This is a genomic window from Bradyrhizobium sp. URHD0069, from assembly GCF_000701345.1.
Taxonomy (GTDB): domain Bacteria; phylum Pseudomonadota; class Alphaproteobacteria; order Rhizobiales; family Xanthobacteraceae; genus Bradyrhizobium.
In genome coordinates, this window is sequence record NZ_JNIJ01000009.1 from 189137 (window position 1) to 205963 (window position 16827).

Annotated in this window: 16 protein-coding genes; 6 read left to right on the forward strand and 10 right to left on the reverse strand. The window is 60.6% G+C overall.

Annotated features, from left to right (window positions below; translation table 11 throughout):
• Window positions 1-44 precede the first annotated feature (44 nt).
• From N554_RS0103910 to N554_RS0103930, 5 genes are all read left to right on the forward strand, one after another.
• Window positions 45-1943, forward strand: a complete 1899-nt coding sequence (locus N554_RS0103910; RefSeq protein ID WP_029582280.1) for a potassium transporter Kup — start codon at window positions 45-47, stop codon at window positions 1941-1943.
• Window positions 1944-2061: 118 nt separating this feature from the next.
• Window positions 2062-3987, forward strand: a complete 1926-nt coding sequence (locus N554_RS0103915; RefSeq protein WP_029582281.1) for a potassium transporter Kup — start codon at window positions 2062-2064, stop codon at window positions 3985-3987.
• 138 nt (window positions 3988-4125) lie between these two features.
• Window positions 4126-4452, forward strand: coding sequence for a rhodanese-like domain-containing protein (locus N554_RS0103920; protein ID WP_029582282.1), 327 nt, complete (start codon window positions 4126-4128; stop codon window positions 4450-4452).
• 7 nt (window positions 4453-4459) lie between these two features.
• Window positions 4460-5623, forward strand: coding sequence for an aminotransferase (locus N554_RS0103925; RefSeq protein ID WP_029582283.1), 1164 nt, complete (start codon window positions 4460-4462; stop codon window positions 5621-5623).
• Between the two features lie 29 nt (window positions 5624-5652).
• Window positions 5653-6747: a polyamine ABC transporter substrate-binding protein gene (locus tag N554_RS0103930; RefSeq protein ID WP_197033407.1), complete on the forward strand. Its 1095-nt coding sequence runs from the start codon at window positions 5653-5655 to the stop codon at window positions 6745-6747.
• Window positions 6748-6888: 141 nt separating this feature from the next.
• Here N554_RS0103930 and N554_RS0103935 read toward each other — a convergent pair whose 3' ends face one another.
• The 7 genes from N554_RS0103935 to N554_RS0103965 all read right to left on the reverse strand — a co-directional run bounded on the left by N554_RS0103935 (window position 6889) and on the right by N554_RS0103965 (window position 12760).
• Window positions 6889-7821: a lipid A biosynthesis lauroyl acyltransferase gene (locus N554_RS0103935; RefSeq protein WP_029582285.1), complete on the reverse strand. Its 933-nt coding sequence runs from the start codon at window positions 7819-7821 to the stop codon at window positions 6889-6891.
• The gene (locus N554_RS0103940; RefSeq protein ID WP_029582286.1) at window positions 7821-8843 is read right to left on the reverse strand and encodes a zinc-binding dehydrogenase; all 1023 of its coding nucleotides are present in this window, start codon (window positions 8841-8843) and stop codon (window positions 7821-7823) included. The genes N554_RS0103935 and N554_RS0103940 overlap by 1 nt, the downstream gene beginning before the upstream one ends.
• 96 nt (window positions 8844-8939) lie before the next feature.
• Window positions 8940-10226 (reverse strand): beta-ketoacyl-ACP synthase, encoded by a 1287-nt coding sequence (locus N554_RS0103945; protein WP_029582287.1) that lies wholly within the window; start codon window positions 10224-10226, stop codon window positions 8940-8942.
• A 27-nt stretch (window positions 10227-10253) separates the two neighbouring features.
• Window positions 10254-11462: a beta-ketoacyl-ACP synthase gene (locus N554_RS0103950; protein ID WP_029582288.1), complete on the reverse strand. Its 1209-nt coding sequence runs from the start codon at window positions 11460-11462 to the stop codon at window positions 10254-10256.
• Window positions 11455-11928, reverse strand: a complete 474-nt coding sequence (locus tag N554_RS0103955; protein WP_029582289.1) for a 3-hydroxyacyl-ACP dehydratase FabZ family protein — start codon at window positions 11926-11928, stop codon at window positions 11455-11457. The genes N554_RS0103950 and N554_RS0103955 overlap by 8 nt, the downstream gene beginning before the upstream one ends.
• A 9-nt stretch (window positions 11929-11937) precedes the next feature.
• A complete protein-coding gene (locus tag N554_RS0103960) occupies window positions 11938-12219 on the reverse strand; it encodes an acyl carrier protein (protein WP_002711294.1) in 282 nt (93 codons plus the stop codon).
• 193 nt (window positions 12220-12412) lie between these two features.
• The gene (locus N554_RS0103965) at window positions 12413-12760 is read right to left on the reverse strand and encodes a protein kinase family protein (protein ID WP_029582290.1); all 348 of its coding nucleotides are present in this window, start codon (window positions 12758-12760) and stop codon (window positions 12413-12415) included.
• Between the two features lie 377 nt (window positions 12761-13137).
• Between N554_RS0103965 and N554_RS0103975 the strand changes: the two genes are divergently transcribed.
• Window positions 13138-13764, forward strand: coding sequence for a ParB-like protein (locus tag N554_RS0103975; RefSeq protein ID WP_029582291.1), 627 nt, complete (start codon window positions 13138-13140; stop codon window positions 13762-13764).
• Between the two features lie 48 nt (window positions 13765-13812).
• Here N554_RS0103975 and N554_RS0103980 read toward each other — a convergent pair whose 3' ends face one another.
• The 3 genes from N554_RS0103980 to N554_RS0103990 form a co-directional block, all read right to left on the reverse strand.
• Window positions 13813-14319, reverse strand: a complete 507-nt coding sequence (locus N554_RS0103980) for an MgtC/SapB family protein (protein ID WP_156041763.1) — start codon at window positions 14317-14319, stop codon at window positions 13813-13815.
• A 23-nt stretch (window positions 14320-14342) separates the two neighbouring features.
• Window positions 14343-14921: a peroxidase-related enzyme gene (locus tag N554_RS0103985; RefSeq protein ID WP_029582293.1), complete on the reverse strand. Its 579-nt coding sequence runs from the start codon at window positions 14919-14921 to the stop codon at window positions 14343-14345.
• Between the two features lie 105 nt (window positions 14922-15026).
• A complete protein-coding gene (locus N554_RS0103990) occupies window positions 15027-16784 on the reverse strand; it encodes an ATP-binding protein (RefSeq protein WP_029582294.1) in 1758 nt (585 codons plus the stop codon).
• Window positions 16785-16827: the final 43 nt, after the last annotated feature.

The window sequence follows — 16827 nt, forward strand, 5'->3', positions numbered from 1 at the left end:
GCCGGTCCGGATCAAAGCAACCGACAAAGCGTTCTTCCATCATCATGACTGCCAGCGTCACATCATCCGAAGCCCATGAGGGGCCGGTTACGACTGGCTTCTGGGCGCTGACGCTGGGAAGTATCGGCGTGGTCTTTGGCGACATCGGAACCTCCCCGCTGTATGCGTTTCGCGAGGCTGTCGCCCGGGCAGCGGAAGGCCAACCGGTATCGCGGGTCATCGTGCTCGGTGTTTTGTCGCTCATCCTTTGGGCGCTCTTTATTGTCGTCACCGCAAAATATGTTCTGCTGTTGCTGCGCGCCGACAATAACGGCGAGGGCGGTACGCTTTCGCTGATGGCGCTCGGTCAGCGTGCATTGGGCCGGAGAAGCTGGCCATTGCTGGCGCTGGGCGTCATCGGCGCTTCGATGTTCATCGGCGATTCCATGATCACGCCGGCGATTTCGGTGCTGTCCGCGGTCGAAGGTCTCAAGCTCGTGGCGCCGGCGCTTGAACACTATGTGGTGCCGCTGACGGTTTTGATCCTGGTCGTGCTGTTCTCGGTCCAGAGCGGCGGCACGGCTCGCGTCGCATCGGCCTTCGGGCCGGTCATGGTGGTCTGGTTCGCCACGATCGCGGTGATGGGCCTTGTCCATATCAGCGATGATCCGTCGGTGCTGGCCGCGATCAATCCCTGGTACGGGATTCAATTTCTGCTCTCCCACGGAACGATCGGATTGGTGACGTTGGGAGCGGTATTTCTCGTCGTGACCGGCGGCGAGGCGCTCTATGCGGATTTGGGTCATTTCGGACGCAAGCCGATCCAGGCCGGATGGTTTTATTTCGTGTTGCCAGCGCTTCTGATCAACTACTTCGGTCAGGGTGCGCTGGTGCTTGCCAATCCTGCGGCGATTGAAAACCCGTTCTATCGGATGGTTCCGGAGATGCTGGTGCTGCCCCTGGTCGTCCTGGCGACCGCGGCGACCGTGATCGCGAGCCAGGCGGTGATCACGGGGGCGTATTCGCTGATGCGTCAGGCGGTGCAGCTCGGCCTGCTGCCGCGCTTCGAGGTCCGCTACACCTCTGAAACGCATGCAGGCCAGATTTATCTGCCGCGTGTGAACAGGCTGTTGCTGATCGGCGTATTGCTGCTGGTGCTGTTGTTCCGCACCTCAAGCGGGTTAGCCTCGGCCTACGGCATTGCCGTTTCTACCACCATGGTCGTCGACGGCATCATGGGCTTCGTCGTGATCTGGAAATTGTGGAATTGGCGCGCAGCTACCGTCGCGGCGGTGATTGTGCCGTTCGTTGTGGTCGACATGACCTTCCTCAGCGCCAATCTCTTGAAACTGCTCGAAGGCGCATGGGTGCCGCTGCTGTTCGGCCTTGTCATGGCGATCACGATCTGGACCTGGCGCCGGGGTGTCGCGATCCTGACTGTCAAGACGCGGCGGATTGAAGTTCCTCTTGCGGATCTGATCAAGAGCCTGGAAAAGCGGCCGCCTCACATCGTGAGGGGCACGGCGGTTTTTCTGACCAGCGACCCGAGTTTCGTACCGACGGCGCTGCTGCACAATCTCAAGCACAACAAGGTGCTTCACGAGCACAATGTGATCCTGACCATCGAAACCGCGCAGACTCCGCGCGTCGACGTAGCCGAGCGCGTCCGGATGGAAAGTATCAGCGATAAATTTTCCACCGTCCGGCTGCGCTTCGGTTTCATGGAATCTCCGAACGTGCCGAAGGCGCTGGTGATCGCACGGAAGCTCGGCTGGCAGTTCGACATCATGGCGACATCGTTCTTCGTGTCGCGGCGCGCGCTGAAGCCGTCCGCGCAGTCTGGAATGCCGAAGTGGCAGGATCACCTGTTCATCGCGCTGAGCCGCTCGGCGAACGACGCCACCGACTATTTCCAGATTCCAACCGGGCGTGTTGTCGAAGTCGGAACTCAGGTCACCATCTAAGGATTTATGCATTTCTGCATGGCTTGGCATCCAAACCGGACTAGGCTATGCCCCACACGCGGGGCTATATGCGCTTCGCTTCGCCATTGTCCCGTGAAGCATTTTTGAGGCCACTCCCATGATCAGCGATGTCGTGACGCCCGCCGCGGAAACGCCGGCGGCCAATGGGCATGGCGAAGCCCATTCCACTGCGGGATTCAAGGCTCTCATGCTCGGCAGCATCGGTGTCGTCTACGGCGACATCGGCACCAGTCCGCTTTACGCATTGCGCGAAGCCGTCGTGGCGGCCAGCGGGCACGCAGGCAGCGTCAATCCGCAGGCTGTGCTCGGCGTTTTGTCCCTGATCCTGTGGGCGCTGATCATCGTGGTGACGCTGAAATACGTCCTCATTCTGCTGCGCGCGGATAACAACGGCGAGGGCGGAACGCTGGCGCTGATGGCGCTTGCGCAACGCGCGGTCGGCCATCGCGCCGGCGCAATCGTATTGCTTGGAATCATCAGCGGCGCGCTGTTTTATGGTGACGCGGTGCTCACGCCGGCGCTGTCGGTGCTTTCCGCCATCGAAGGTATCAAACTCGTCACCGTGGCGTTCGACCCGTATGTCGTGCCGCTGACGGTGATCATTTTGCTGGCGCTGTTCGCGGTGCAGTCGCGCGGCACGGCGCGCGTCGCCGCTTTCTTCGGGCCGGTAATGTGTATCTGGTTCGCCGTCATCGCGATCGCGGCGGTTCCCCCGATCATGCGACAGCCCGAAGTCCTGCTTGCGCTAAATCCCTTTTATGCCGTCTCGTTCATGATCCATCACGGCATCATCGGGTTCGTGACGCTCGGCGCCGTGTTTCTCGCAGTCACCGGAGCTGAAGCGCTATATGCCGACCTCGGGCATTTTGGAAAACGACCTATCCAGACCGCCTGGCTTGCCATGGTACTGCCGTCGCTGGCGCTGAACTATCTGGGGCAGGGCGCACTGCTGATCGCCGATCCGAAAGCGATAGAGAACCCGTTCTTCCTGATGTTTCCGGATTGGGCACTGATACCGATGGTCGGCCTCGCCACGGCAGCGACCGTGATTGCGAGCCAGGCCGTGATCACCGGCGCCTATTCCTTGACGCGCCAAGCCATTCAGCTCGGTCTGCTGCCGAGATTTGAGATCCGCCACACGTCGGAGGCCCATTCAGGCCAGATCTATATCCCGCGGATCAACATGCTGCTGCTGATCAGCGTGATGCTGCTGGTATTGATGTTCCGCTCGTCGAGTGCGCTGGCGTCGGCCTACGGCATTTCCGTGACCGGGACCATGGTGGTCACGGCGATGATGGGCTTTGTCGTCATCTGGAAAGTCTGGAGATGGTCGCCACTCGCGGCGGCGGCGCTGATTGCTCCATTTCTGTTTCTCGATCTGACGTTTCTCGCGGCGAACCTTTTGAAAGTATTCGAGGGCGGTTGGGTGCCGCTGGCCCTCGGGGCCGTCGTAATGCTGCTGATGTACACCTGGCGGCGGGGCAGCCGGCTGTTGTTTGAGAAATCCCGCAAGCTGGAGTTTCCGCTAGCCGATCTGGTGGCGATGCTGGAGAAGCGGCCCCCGCAGCGGGTTTCCGGCACCGCCGTATTCCTGACCAGCGATCCCGTCAGCGCACCGACCGCGCTGCTGCACAGTCTGAAGCACTACAAAGTGCTGCACGAGAAAAATGTCATCCTTACCATTGAGATCGCGCGAACGCCGCGGATCGACCTGTCCGAGCGGGTAAGACTGGAACAGATCAGCGAGACCTTCTCCAAGGTCACGCTGCGGTTCGGATTCATGGAGTCGCCTAACGTACCGAAAGCGCTGGCGATCGCGCGTAAGCTCGGTTGGCAATTCGATATCATGTCGACGTCGTTCTTCCTGTCGCGGCGTGCGCTCAAACCCGCCGCCCATTCCGGGATGCCGCGTTGGCAGGATCACCTTTTCATATCGCTCAGCCGCACCGCCAACGATGCGACCGACTATTTTCAAATTCCGAGCGGACGGGTGGTCGAGGTGGGAACGCAGGTGACCATCTAAAATCTTCAGGTGTTTCGCTAATCGGCTTCTGGCGCTTGATTTTCGTCGCGTGAGAGGCGAGGTTGGCGCTGAAGGCGAGCAATCGGTATCCGTAATTCGCTGAATTCGCTCGTAACAATGGATCGTTGGAGGATGTGAGTGGCGGACCAGGTTCACGATTTGACGCCGGAAGACGTATCGAAGGGGATGGCGGAGGGCGGCTTTCTTCTTGTCGACGTCCGCGAGCCGAACGAGGTGGCTGTCGAAGCCTATCCGGGGGCGGTCGTCGTTCCGCTTTCGAGTTTCGACCCGAAGGAAATTCCAGACCCCCACGGCAAGCAGGTGGTTTTTGCCTGCCGCTCCGGGAAAAGGTCGGTGACGGCATCGCTGGCCGCCCAAGCCGCCGGCTTGGCCTACGACAAGCATCTTGCGGGCGGCATGCTGGCCTGGAAGGCCGCGGGATTGCCGACCAAGAGCGGCGGCTGACCGTTCCATGACTTCCATGAACAAGGTCTTTGCGGACCTTCCCGTCACGGTCTTCGAGGCGATGTCGCAACTCGCGCGCGACAACAACGCCATCAATCTTGGCCAGGGCTTCCCTGACGATCCCGGCCCGGAGGACATTCGCCGCGCGGCGGCGGATGCGGTCATGGACGGCTACAACCAATACCCGTCGATGATGGGTATTCCGGAATTGCGCCAGGCGATCTCGGCCCATTACGGGCGCTGGCACGGCCTCGTGCTCGATCCCACGAGTGAGGTGATGGTGACCTCAGGCGGCACCGAAGCGCTGACAAGCGCGATTCTTGCCGTGGTCGAACCTGGCGACGAGGTCATTGTTTTCCAGCCGGTATACGACTCCTACCTGCCGATCATCCGCCAGGCCGGCGGCATCCCGCGCCTGGTGCGCCTCGAACCGCCGTATTGGCGGCTGACGGAGGAGGCGCTGCAAAGTGTCTTCAATCACAAGACCAAGGCCGTCCTCTTCAACAATCCGCTCAATCCTGCCGCCGTGGTCTATCCGCGCGAGGACCTTGAGCTGCTGGCGCGCTTCTGTCAGGAGTTCGATACGATCGCGATCTGCGACGAGGTCTGGGAGCATGTGATCTTCGACGGCCGGAAGCACATTCCGCTGATTGCCATTCCGGGAATGCGCGAACGCACCATCAAGGTCGGCTCCGCTGGCAAGATTTTTTCGCTAACCGGCTGGAAGATCGGCTTTGTTTGCGCCGCGCCGCCGCTGTTGCGGGTCGCTGCGAAGGTACACCAGTTTTTGACCTTCACCACCGCGCCCAATCTTCAGGTCGCGGTCGCCTACGGGCTCGGCAAGCCCGAGGATTATTTTTTCGACATGCGCAAGCAGCTAGCGCGAAGCCGCGACCGTCTCACCGAGGGATTGGAGAAGATCGGCTTCCCGGTTCTTCGCTCACAAGGCACCTATTTCCTCACAGTCGATCTTTCGCCGCTCGGCCTCAACGAAACCGACGAGGCGTTCTGCAAGCGCATTGTGACTGACTACAAGGTCGCGGCCATCCCGGTGTCGGCCTTCTACGAAAAGGATCCGGTGACATCGGTCGTGCGTTTTTGCTTCGCCAAGAAAGATGCCACCCTCGACACCGCGCTGGAGCGCCTGTCGGACGCGGTGCACCGCCGATAAAGGTTGAGATGATGCACGGCGAGACTTGCATGCAAATTCGATTCGTTGCCGCGATCGCTGCGATATTGGCATGGCTTTCGCTGCCCGCGCATGCGGAGGAGCGCACCGTCAATTTCTACAACTGGTCCAACTACATCGCGCCGGGCGTGCTCGAAGACTTCACCAAGCAGACCGGCATCAAGGTCGTCTACGACACGTTTGACGCCAACGAGACGCTGGAGACACGATTGCTGGCCGGGAAGTCCGGCTATGATGTTGTCGTTCCCACCGGTTATTTCCTGCAGCGTCAAATCGCGGCGCGTGTTTTCCAGAAGCTCGATAAGTCGAAGCTGCCCAACCTCGCCAACGCCTGGCCGGCAGTCACCGAGCGGCTGGCCACCTATGATCCCGGCAATCAGTACGGCGCCAATTATATGTGGGGCACGACCGGCATAGGCTACAACGTCAAGACGGTGCAAAAAGTTCTCGGCGGAGATGCCAGGATCGACAGCTGGGATATCGTCTTCAAGCCGGAGAACCTGGCCAAATTCAAAGATTGCGGCATTCACATGCTGGATTCCGCCGACGATATTTTTCCGGCGGCATTGAGCTATCTCGGGCTCGAACCGAATTCGACCAAACAGGCGGACCTGGAAAAGGCTGCCGATCTCGTCGTGAAAATCAGACCCTATGTCCGCAAGTTTCATTCGTCGGAATACCTGAGCGCATTGGCGACCGGCGAGATTTGCTTCGTGGTGGGGTGGTCGGGCGACATCATGCAGGCGCGAAGCCGCGCGGCGGAGGCCAAAAACAACGTCGAGATCGGCTATGCGATCCCGAAAGAAGGCGCGCAGATGTTTTTCGACAATCTTGCGATTCCGGCCGATGCGAAGAACGTCGCGGAGGCCTACGAGCTGATCAATTACCTTTATCGGCCCGAGGTCGCGGCAAAGAATTCCGAATTTCTGTCCTACGCCAACGGCAATTTGGCAAGCCAGAAGCTGGTCGATCCGAAAATCCTCAACGACAAAAACATCTACCCGGATGAGGCGACACTGCAGAAGCTGTTCGTGATCACCGCGCACGACCCGGCCACACAGCGGATCATCAACCGGCTCTGGACGCGGGTGAAGACGGGACGGTGACGCCGTCATTGCGAGCCAACGGGTCGCGCGAATGCGCGCCCGATGACAGGCTCCGCGAAGCCATCCAGAAATCGCGAACGATGAAAATAACTGGGTTGCTTCGTCGCTGACGCTCCCCGCGACGAAATGATAGGCTAGGGCTCATCGCCAGCGGCGATGCAGCCACAGCCATTGATCCGGGTATTCGCGAATCCAGCCCTCGATCACCGAGGTAATCGCCTGCATCGTGCCCTGAATGTCGATTTGGCCCGTGGCATCACGCACCGGTTTTACCTCCTCAGATATTTCAGCGCGAAAACGATGGCCGGGCAGGCGGATAATTCGGGCACCGTGAATTGGACACTCCACCTGCCGCAGCAATCGGGCCAGCATGGGATTGGCTTTGGTTTTGCGGCCGAAGAACGTCACCTCAACGCCGTTGGTAAGATATTGGTCGACCAACATGGCGACGTGCTGGCCCTTCTGCAAAGCTTCCGCAAGCCTGAACGGCGCATCACGGCCGGCCGGAATCAGCGTGCCCATTTTGACGGCGCGGATCTCCTGGATGATGCGATCGGCGGAGGCGATGTTCGGCCGCCGATAGAGGATCGCTGCGTCCAGCCCGTGCGCGACGGCAGCCAGCGCAGGCATCTCCCAGTTGCCGAGGTGGCTTGCAAAGATCAGCGCGGGCTTGCCGTCGAGCTGCAGCTGCGCAAACAACTCATGGGTGCGCGGCGGGATTTCGATGCGGCTATCTTGGGGATGCGCGGGATCATGCTCCCAGATGTGATCGAGATGCGCGAACTCAGCGCCGACGCGACCGAGATTGTCCCAGACGCCCGTGAGAATGGTCTCGATCTCCTCGGGTGATTTCTCCGGGAATGCTGCGGTCAAGTTGGCGCGGCCGATGCGTTGTTCGCGCATCATTGGCCCGATCAGGCGGGCGATCCGGCCGAACAGGTTAGCGGTCTTGATCGGATCGAAGTAGCGGGTGGTGCGCAGAATTCCAACCGTCAATGCACCGACGGCGCCTTCGCCGAGCGGCTTGATCGCGTCGCGAAGTCGGGCCCTGGTGCGCAGCAGCAGCGGATGCATCAGAAGCCAACGACGATTTTGCCGAACACCTGCCGGCTTTCCATGCGCTTCAGCGCAAGGGCAACGTCTTCGATCGGCACTTCGGTGTCGATCACCGGATGCATCCCGCCGGCCATCTTGTCGAGGCTTTCCGCAATATTGCGCATCGTCGCACCGAACGACCCGAAGATGCGATATTGCTGCTGAAATAACTGCATCAGATTGAGCGTCGTGGTCGGTCCGGAGGTCGAGCCACAGGTCACCAGCCGGCCGCCACGCGTCAAGCAAAGCAGGGAACCGTTGAACGTGTCGGCACCCACGTGCTCGAACACCACGTCGACGCCCTTCTTTTTTGTGATTCTGCGGGTCTCGTGCTCGAAGCGGTCCTTGCGATAGTTGATGACGTGGTCGGCGCCGAGTGCCTTCACTCCGTCGATCTTGGAATCATCGCCGACCGTGGTGATGACGGTGCAGCCGATCGCCTTGGCCATCATGATGGCGACGGTGCCAATGCCGGAGCCCCCGGCATGCACCAGAACGGTTTCACCGCCTTGCAGGTTTGCATTGTCGAACAGCATGTGTTGCACCGTCGAGAACGCGATCGGCGCGCAGGCTGCGTCGCGTTCGCTGACGCCGGCTGGCACTGCAATCACCAGCCGTTCCGATAGGTTCATATATTCGCGCGCAAAACCGTCGACATGGAAGCCCATGATGCCCGCGACGTTTTCGCAGAGATTGTCGCGGCCTTCCTCGCAGGCACGACAGACGCCGCAGGTGAGGGCGCCGTACATGACGACCGGTTGTCCCGGCTTGAACCGCGTGACGCCTTCGCCGACGGCGGCGATTTCGCCGGAGGCCTCCGCGCCGACCACCAGCGGCAGCTTCCGCTTCGCAAACGCCATGCCGCGATAGCCCCAGACATCAATGTGATTGAGCGCCACCGCCTTCACTCGGATCTGTACTTCGCCTGCGGCTGGAGGTGGCGGGGCAGGTATCTCCGCGACCACCAGCTGACGGTCGGCGACAAGAGTGAGCGCACGCATAACGCCGTTTCTCCGGCAGGACGAAGGATTTCCGATCGCGTGCGTATCGCCTGATAGCCCGATGACGTCAATCGTCGACATTGGAAGGAGCGCCGGTTAAACCGGCTCACGCGTCAAAATCAGCGTGGCGTTCTGGCCGCCGAAGCCGAACGAATTCGACATCACGGCGGTGACGCGGGCATCGCGCGCCTTGTTCGGGACTACGTCGAAGGGAATCGCCGGGTCCGGAACATCGTAGTTGATGGTCGGCGGAATCCGCTGGTGCTCGAGCGTCAGCAGCGAAAATATGGCTTCGACGGCGCCGGCCGCGGAGAGGGTGTGGCCAACCATCGATTTGTTGGATGACACCGGAATTTGCTTGGCGCGCTCGCCGAACACCGTCGAGATGCCCAGATATTCCATCTTGTCGTTTTCCGGCGTGCCGGTGCCGTGTGCATTGATGTAGTCGATCTGGTCGGCGACGACGCCGGCATCTGACAACGCATTGCGTACGCATCCGATGATCGGCTTGCCGTCGGGACTGGAGCGGGTGCGGTGAAATGAATCGGCGAGTTCGCCGCAGCCGGCGACGATGCCGAGGATTTTCGCGCCGCGCGCGGTGGCTGCTTCATAGCTTTCCAGTACCAGCGTCCCGGCGCCTTCCGCCATCACGAAACCGTCGCGGTTCTTCGAGAACGGCCGCACCGCCGCCTGTGGCGGATCGTTTTGGGTCGATAGCGCCGACAGCAACGAGAAACGGACCAGGGCTTCCGGATTGACCGATCCGTCGGTTGCAACGCAGAGCGCGGCATCCGCCTCGCCGCGACGAATGGCCTCGACGCCGAGCTGGATGGCGCTGGCGCCGGATGCGCATGCGGTTGAAAGCGAGATTGGCGAACCTTTGGTGCCGAACGTCTCGGCGAGATGGTCCGCCACCGAGCCGAACAGGAAGCGCCGGTGATATTGCGTGTATCTTCCGCCGCCGCTGACCCGCAGGATAGCGTCATAATTGACGTCCGTCTGCAATGACTGCCCGATCGCGCGCCCAAGTTCCTGCCGTTGCGGCCACTCGACCTCGACGGGAGCGACGGCAAGAAACAGCGGCCCGGGAAAATCGCCTTTGCTCCCGATCGCGGATTGCGCGATGGCTTCTTCAGTGGCGATATCGGCAAGGCGCTCCGAAAGATCGGTCGAGGAAAAAGGCTCGACCGGAACGAAATCGATCGTTCCAGCCATCGTCGTTTTCAGGCCATCGGTCGGAAAGCGCGTAATAGTCCGAATGCCGGATTCGCCCGCGGTGAGTCTTGTCCAATTATCGGTTTTGCCGGAGCCGAGCGATGTCACGACGCCCATGCCGGTGACGACGACAACCGGTCTTCCGAATTTATCGCGCGTAGCTGTCATGTTACCCCCGCCGCTCCAGCGCCGTGCCTACCTGATCGCTTCGACCAGAGCCATGCCTTCGCCCCGCCAGTGACCGGCCCCGACGACCACAATCTGGGACGGCGGCTTGGACATTTCAATCTCCAGCCCCGTGGAATCGTTGGGCGGAAACAGCGCGCCGCGTGAAATTGAAAGCGCTGCCAAGGCCAGTCCCAGCGGAAATTGGGTTTCCATGGTGTGACCGAACATCGTGCCGGTAGCCCGCACCGCAAAATCCGGATGCCCGCTCAGGAATGCCCGTTCTTCCGATGTGACCGGTTCGGCCCCGGTCGCGCCGGTGATGATGGCGCCGTTGTCGTCGAGCTTGCCGAGCTTCGACCACAGCTTTTCCAGCGTCGCCGTCACTTCGCCCGGATGTTTGCGATGCGCCAGATCGGCGACGACGTTGGTCAGACGCGCATAGGGTTTTGCGCCGCGCGCTTCCGCGTGCGCCCTGGATTCGATGACGAGAAACGCGCCGGCAGAGCCAAGCGCGAAGCCGGCGCTTGTCTGGCGGGCCCAAACCGGGGCGAACCTGTCCTTGAGGTTGAAATCGCCGAATTCATAGAGAACCAGGAGATCCTTGCGTTCGCCGTTTTGCGAACCGCCGATCAGCGCGATGTCGCTCTGTCCGGCGGCGATACGTGCGAGCGCGATCCTTGCCGCGTCGACGCCCGCGGCTTCCTCACCCATGAAGGTGCGCGACGATCCGGTTACGCCGTGAACGATCGCGATGTTGCCGGCGAGCAGGTTCGAAAGCTGCGCCAGGAACAGCGTCGGCCGCAGATCGTTCATCAGCCGTTCGTTGAGAAAGCCGGGAGCGGAGTTACCTCTCGCTTCCAAATTCAGAATGTTGGAGTCCACCGCAAGATCGCGTTCGCCACCGCCGGCGGCGACAATCATGTCCATCCGTCCGAGGATTTCCTGGTTGCCCTTGACGCCGGCCGAATCCAGCGCCAGCCCGGCGGCATATGTCCCGATACGTTGCCAGGCTTCCATTTGGCGCTGGTCGCCTTTCTTCGGGATCTGCGCATCGAGGTTTACCTGCGCCCAGGGATGGACGATGTATGGCGCGAAGTTCTTCTCATCGACGTTGATGCGTCGCTGATTGAGCGCGTCCCAGTTCGCATTCAGCCCCTCGCCGAGCGAGGTGGCCAGTCCAATGCCGGTAATCCAGACTTCCGTCGATCCCGGGCTCGAAGGTTTCGTCTCAATCATGGGCGATGGCCTGCTCCGGAAAGCCGATGCGCTTGGCCATGGCTTCCATGTACCCGCGCAGATCCGGATTCGGGAAAGGGACGTGACGGAACGTGATCGTCGCGTTGCATCTCAATTCACCACCGACGCTGACCTTTGCAGACGTGATGGCGAAGCCCGAACCTTCGTGAACGATGCTGGCTTCGATTTTCAAGGTCTCCCCGGGGGTGACGAAACCCCGCATTTTGGCTTCCTTGACCGCGGCCAGAAACGGCATGCGCTCGAATTTCATCAGCGCAATCAGCAGCCAGCCCGATGTCTGCGCCATCGCCTCGATCAACAGCACGCCCGGCATCAATGGGTACCCCGGAAAGTGACCCTCGAAGATCGTACTTGCCGTGGGAACCTGTGCATCGACCGTGATGGTGCGGTTGCTGACATTGAGGTCGGCGATGCGGTCAATGAGATGGAAATATTCGAGATTCATGACGGGCGTTTACGCGCCCTTGGCGGCGACCAATTCGTCGATTCGCGCGCTGAGGTTTTTCAGGACGAAATACTGTTCAGTTGTCGCCTTGCCGTCGTTGACTTCCTGGGTCCATTTTTCCAGCGGCAACTTGATCCCGAACGCCTTGTCAATCGCGAACGCAATGTCCAGAAAATCGAGGCTGTCGATCCCCAGATCGTCGATGGCGTGGCTCTCCGGCGTGATCGTGTCGCGCGGTATGTCGCAGGTTTCAGCGATAATAGTAGCGACCTGATCGAATGTAGAGGACATCACTAAGCCTTTGATATATTGGAGATAAATTCTTGGACGGCACGGCGGGCGGGCGCGGCGCCCCGGAATGCCCCATCCGCGATCCAGAGTCGACTGCCCGTATATCGGAGCGCCGCCCTGAGTTCAATGGAGGCGGGCGATGCAGGGCGAATTGGATTCAAACGGCAAACGGGCCCGATCTCGCCTCAAACTGCTAGAAATGCGGCGTGGAAATGCGTGCGCAATCGCGCCGTCCCATCAGCACGCAATCCTGGGTGTTGCGCAGATCCGCGATGCTCATGGCGAGCCAAATTCCGATCGCCGTCAGCGCAACGGTAAAAGCGAAGGCCGCAACGTTCGCCAGCATGCGCCGGCGAAAGTCGTCCGGTTCATTCCGGTCTCGCTCGTAGCGTGACAGATCATTCGGCTCCTGCTGAGGGTCGTTCTGAGAAGCCTGGTCGCCTAAATCTCCCCGGTGACCCGGGGGGTGGGCCAAGGTGCGCGGCCGGAACTTGAGCACGCGGTGCTCTTCTTCCGACCCGATGGGCTGCTGGATTTTCACTGCTGCCAGCTCCGGGATATGGCCACATTATTTAGCACGCTCCCGACGCGTGCCGAGGAAAATGTTGGTATGGCACGGATGCGATAGTCTATCCCGTACACAATGAAACCTGCCGCAGGCGATGCCATGCCGACCGTTTTTCGAGCTGCCGATGATATCGGCGGCCTCGCGGTGCCCAAAACGAATGTCCGGTGATCGTAAAACTTTCGTGAGAGCCCTATGCCGTGAGGCTGATGTCGGCCCTGCCTCTTCGTTCGTTCTGGCTTTTGGCTATTTATCTAAAGCGCTGGGGCGAAGGCATTTGGTCGCCTACGCCGTCATGGCGTAACCGGACCAATTCCGAGGGATTTTGGCTGTCAGATAAAGGGTTTCAACTCATGGCGAATACGCGCGAACCGATCCTTCACCCGATTCCAATCCTCTCGCTACATCCGACCCAGATAACCGTCGGGATGAGAGAGGTTAAGGAGAAACGCAAGCGCTGGAGGGAACAAAGGTCGAAGAAAAAGCAGGCCGAGCTTCTGGGCAAACATATGATCCCCGTGGTTCTGGGACCGGACAGGCGCCACTATATCGTCGATCATCATCACTTGGCGCGCGCGCTCCACGATGAAGGCGTGAAGGATATTCTGGTCAGCATCATCGCCGACCTCACCATGGTCGATCGTGACGCGTTCTGGGGCGTGCTCGATAATCGCAGGTGGATCTATCCGTATGACGCCAAGGGCGAACGCCGACGCTTCAGGGACGTTCCCAAATCGGTGGTGGACCTCAAGGACGATCCCTTCCGCAGTCTGGCAGGCGAATTGCGACGCGTCGGCGGCTTTGCGAAGGATACAACTCCGTTCAGCGAATTCCTGTGGGCCGATTTCCTGCGCAGGAAAATTTCGCGCAAGAGTGTGGAAATTGATTTCGAGAAGGCCACTGAGAAAGCAATGGCTCTGGCGAAAAGCAAAGACGCGGTCTATTTGCCCGGCTGGTGCGGACCCTTGTCGGACGATTAGCGGCGACCGTAGTATTGAATCTGTAGGTCGCACCCTTGGAGCGTCACACTAGGTCGGCGGCGTATCCACCGGCGAAACAGAAGTGGAGGCGTTCTGCGCCGGATCGTCCTTACCGCCGAGCGTGCGATGCAGCCAGCGCTCGACCCGGCCGCCTGCGATGAGAAGCGTGAACGTGATCGCGAGGGCGACCACGACGATCCGCCATTGCCCGACGCCGCAGGCGATACCGACGCAAGCCGCGAACCAGGTACAAGCGGCGCTAGTGAGTCCACGAACTCGAAAATCATGTTCTGCGCGGACGATGACGCCGGCGCCAAGAAAGCCGATGCCGGTAAGAACTCCCTGAATGACCCGGCTGGTAGCGTCGGAAATTTTCGCAGGGTCCCCGGATAGATCCGCCAGCATCACGACCATGGCCGTGGCAACACCCACGACACCAAGCGTCCGCAGGCCAATCGGCTTGCCTTGAAGATCGCGATTAAGGCCGATCAGGCCACCCGCGAATGTGGCGACGCCAAGACGCAGCACGATCTCGGGCCAATCAAGCAAAACGATTTCCTCCTCTGCCTGAGAGCGCCTTACTTCGGCAGACGCCCCATCATATAGAATTCGTCGTTCGGGCGCATGCCGGTGACGTTCGCCATCCGGTTCGACAGAGCAAAGAACGCCGAAATCGCGGCGATATCCCAGATGTCATCGTCACTGAAACCGTGGCCGGCAATTTCAGTGAAATCCTGCTCGGAAATTGTGTGCGCCTCGGTGCTCACCTTCATGGCGAAATCGAGCATGGCTCTTTGGCGCTGCGTGATATCGGCTTTGCGGTAATTGACGGCGATCTGGTCGGCTATCTGCGGATTCTTCGCGCGGATGCGCAGGATCGCGCCATGCGCAATCACGCAATACTGGCATTGGTTGGCGCTGCTGGTCGCAACCACGATCATCTCGCGCTCGGCCTTGGTCAGGCCGCCGTCCTTCTCCATCAGGGCATCGTGATAGGCAAAGAACGCGCGAAATTCGTCGGGGCGATAGGCCAGCGTCAGGAAGACATTCGGTACGAAACCGGATTTCTCCTGCACCGCGAGCAGGCGGGTGCGGATATCGTCCGGCAGCTTGTCGAGGGTGGGCGTCGGAAAGCGCTTGGCGGTCGGCTGCGTCATAGATGAGGTTCCGGGTCGGGCCGCGTGATGCGGTGACCCGAGACCATAGTCGATGGCCGCATTTGCGCAAAGCGCGCCCGCGTAAGGTGCCCGTGACTTGAACCGTCAGCGCAGTGGCTTTTTCAGCAGCGAAAACCGGTCGGGATCGAGGCCCATCGACGGCTGCAACATCGGCGCTTCGACCGACATTGTACGCGCGGCGGGGCGTTCGTTGGCACCGGGATCGTTGGCAACGTCGCGATGCGAGGTGGCTCCGCGCCAGCGCTCGAGCACCGCGCCGACGAAGTGCATGTCGTGGCCGGCGGCGACCGACGGCACCGTTGAAATCGTGGCTTCGCCGCGCGGCAATTGATGCACCGGCACTTCCTTGAAGCGCAGCCGGGTGGGAAGTGCCACGCCTTCCCCGAAAGCCAGCACTTCGCGGGTTCCAAGCGAGGGGACGAATGACAAGAGGTTGGCCGCGGCATCCGAGACCGCCGAGCGCAACAGCGCCTGGTCGCGATCGTTGGCAAGGCGCATCGCGAACAGTGTGTTGCACTGGGAAATGATGGTGGCATCGAGCTCGGCGGGGCGCTGCGTGATGAGGCCGAGATAGACGCCATATTTGCGGCCTTCCTTCGCGATGCGCGAGACGGCCTTGCGCGTCGGCCCGAAACCGATGCTGCGGTCGGCGGAGGCGTAGCGATGCGCCTCTTCGCAGACGAACAGTAGCGGCGAGACGCCGTCGCTCCACAGCCCGAAGTCGAACGCCATACGGCACAGCACGGACACGACGGAATCGACGACCTCGACGGGGAAGCCGGCCAGCTGCATGATGGTCATCGGCCTGCCATTGGCCGGCAGCCGGAACAGATGGCTGATGACCTCCGCCATGGTGTCGCCGCCGACATTGGCGTTGTCGAACATGAAGGTGTAACGCGGATCGTTGCGCACGGTCTCGACGCGTGAACTCAGCTTGTGATAGATGATGCGCGATGAGCGGTTCTCGAGCTTGCCCATGCGTTCGTCGATCAGCGAAATCAAATCGACCAGGCGATAGGGAACCGGCGTATCGACGGTATAGCCGCCCGCCTTTGGATCGATGCGCTTCAAGCCAACCCGGTCGGCGTTCTGGTACTGCGTATAGATTCCCTTGGCCGCCGGAATGACTTCGGCAAGGATGTCGAGTTCCTCGGGCACCCCGGGCCGGCCCGCGAACAGCACATCGACGACTTCTTCGAAATTAAACAGCCAGAACGGCAGCTTCAGATTGCGCGGATTGAGAACCAGTGCGCGTTCGCCGAAACAGCGGCCGTATTCGTTGTGAACGTCGAGCAGGAAAATCCGCAAACTCGGCCGTGCGTTGAGAATTTCGTTGAGCAGCAGCGACACGCCGGTCGATTTGCCGACGCCGGTAGAACCAAGTATCGCGAAGTGCTTGGATAGCATCTCCTCGACATCGACATAGGCGGTGACGGAGGGATCCTGCTGCAGGGTGCCGACATTGATCTGGTCCGACCCGACGGGTGCATAGACCGTGCGAAGATCCTGGTTGGTAATCAGGTCGACGGCATCGCCGATTGTTGGATAGTTGGTGACGCCGCGCTGAAACTTTGGGCGCTCCGGTCCGCCGAGGATCTCGCCGAGCAGATCCACCGAGGCGCTGGCAAAGTAGAGATCGGACGTCGGCAAATTCTCGCATGATACTTCGGTGATCATGGCGACGATGGTGGAACTTCCGCAGCGGATGCTGACGAACCGGCCGACGGTTGCGCGCACCTCCGAGAGACTCAACTGGCTCGCCGCCAGCAGTCCGACCCGGGCGAGGGAGCCGCGCACCGAAATAACACGTCCGAACGATGTCACAGTAGTTGAACCCGGCATGTCACCAATTGGATCATCACTATGCAGTAGGGTGGCTGGAGAA

What these genes read in the sequence shown, in the direction of transcription:
- N554_RS0103910 (WP_029582280.1), top strand. Translation starts at nt 45, where the DNA reads ATGACTGCCAGCGTCACATCATCCGAAGCCCATGAGGGGCCGGTTACG.
- N554_RS0103915 (WP_029582281.1), top strand. Translation starts at nt 2,062, where the DNA reads ATGATCAGCGATGTCGTGACGCCCGCCGCGGAAACGCCGGCGGCCAAT.
- N554_RS0103925 (WP_029582283.1), top strand. Translation starts at nt 4,460, where the DNA reads ATGACTTCCATGAACAAGGTCTTTGCGGACCTTCCCGTCACGGTCTTC.
- N554_RS0103930 (WP_197033407.1), top strand. Translation starts at nt 5,653, where the DNA reads ATGCAAATTCGATTCGTTGCCGCGATCGCTGCGATATTGGCATGGCTT.
- N554_RS0103935 (WP_029582285.1), bottom strand. Translation starts at nt 7,821, where the DNA reads ATGCATCCGCTGCTGCTGCGCACCAGGGCCCGACTTCGCGACGCGATC.
- N554_RS0103940 (WP_029582286.1), bottom strand. Translation starts at nt 8,843, where the DNA reads ATGCGTGCGCTCACTCTTGTCGCCGACCGTCAGCTGGTGGTCGCGGAG.
- N554_RS0103945 (WP_029582287.1), bottom strand. Translation starts at nt 10,226, where the DNA reads ATGACAGCTACGCGCGATAAATTCGGAAGACCGGTTGTCGTCGTCACC.
- N554_RS0103950 (WP_029582288.1), bottom strand. Translation starts at nt 11,462, where the DNA reads ATGATTGAGACGAAACCTTCGAGCCCGGGATCGACGGAAGTCTGGATT.
- N554_RS0103955 (WP_029582289.1), bottom strand. Translation starts at nt 11,928, where the DNA reads ATGAATCTCGAATATTTCCATCTCATTGACCGCATCGCCGACCTCAAT.
- N554_RS0103960 (WP_002711294.1), bottom strand. Translation starts at nt 12,219, where the DNA reads ATGTCCTCTACATTCGATCAGGTCGCTACTATTATCGCTGAAACCTGC.
- N554_RS0103975 (WP_029582291.1), top strand. Translation starts at nt 13,138, where the DNA reads ATGGCGAATACGCGCGAACCGATCCTTCACCCGATTCCAATCCTCTCG.
- N554_RS0103985 (WP_029582293.1), bottom strand. Translation starts at nt 14,921, where the DNA reads ATGACGCAGCCGACCGCCAAGCGCTTTCCGACGCCCACCCTCGACAAG.
- N554_RS0103990 (WP_029582294.1), bottom strand. Translation starts at nt 16,784, where the DNA reads ATGCCGGGTTCAACTACTGTGACATCGTTCGGACGTGTTATTTCGGTG.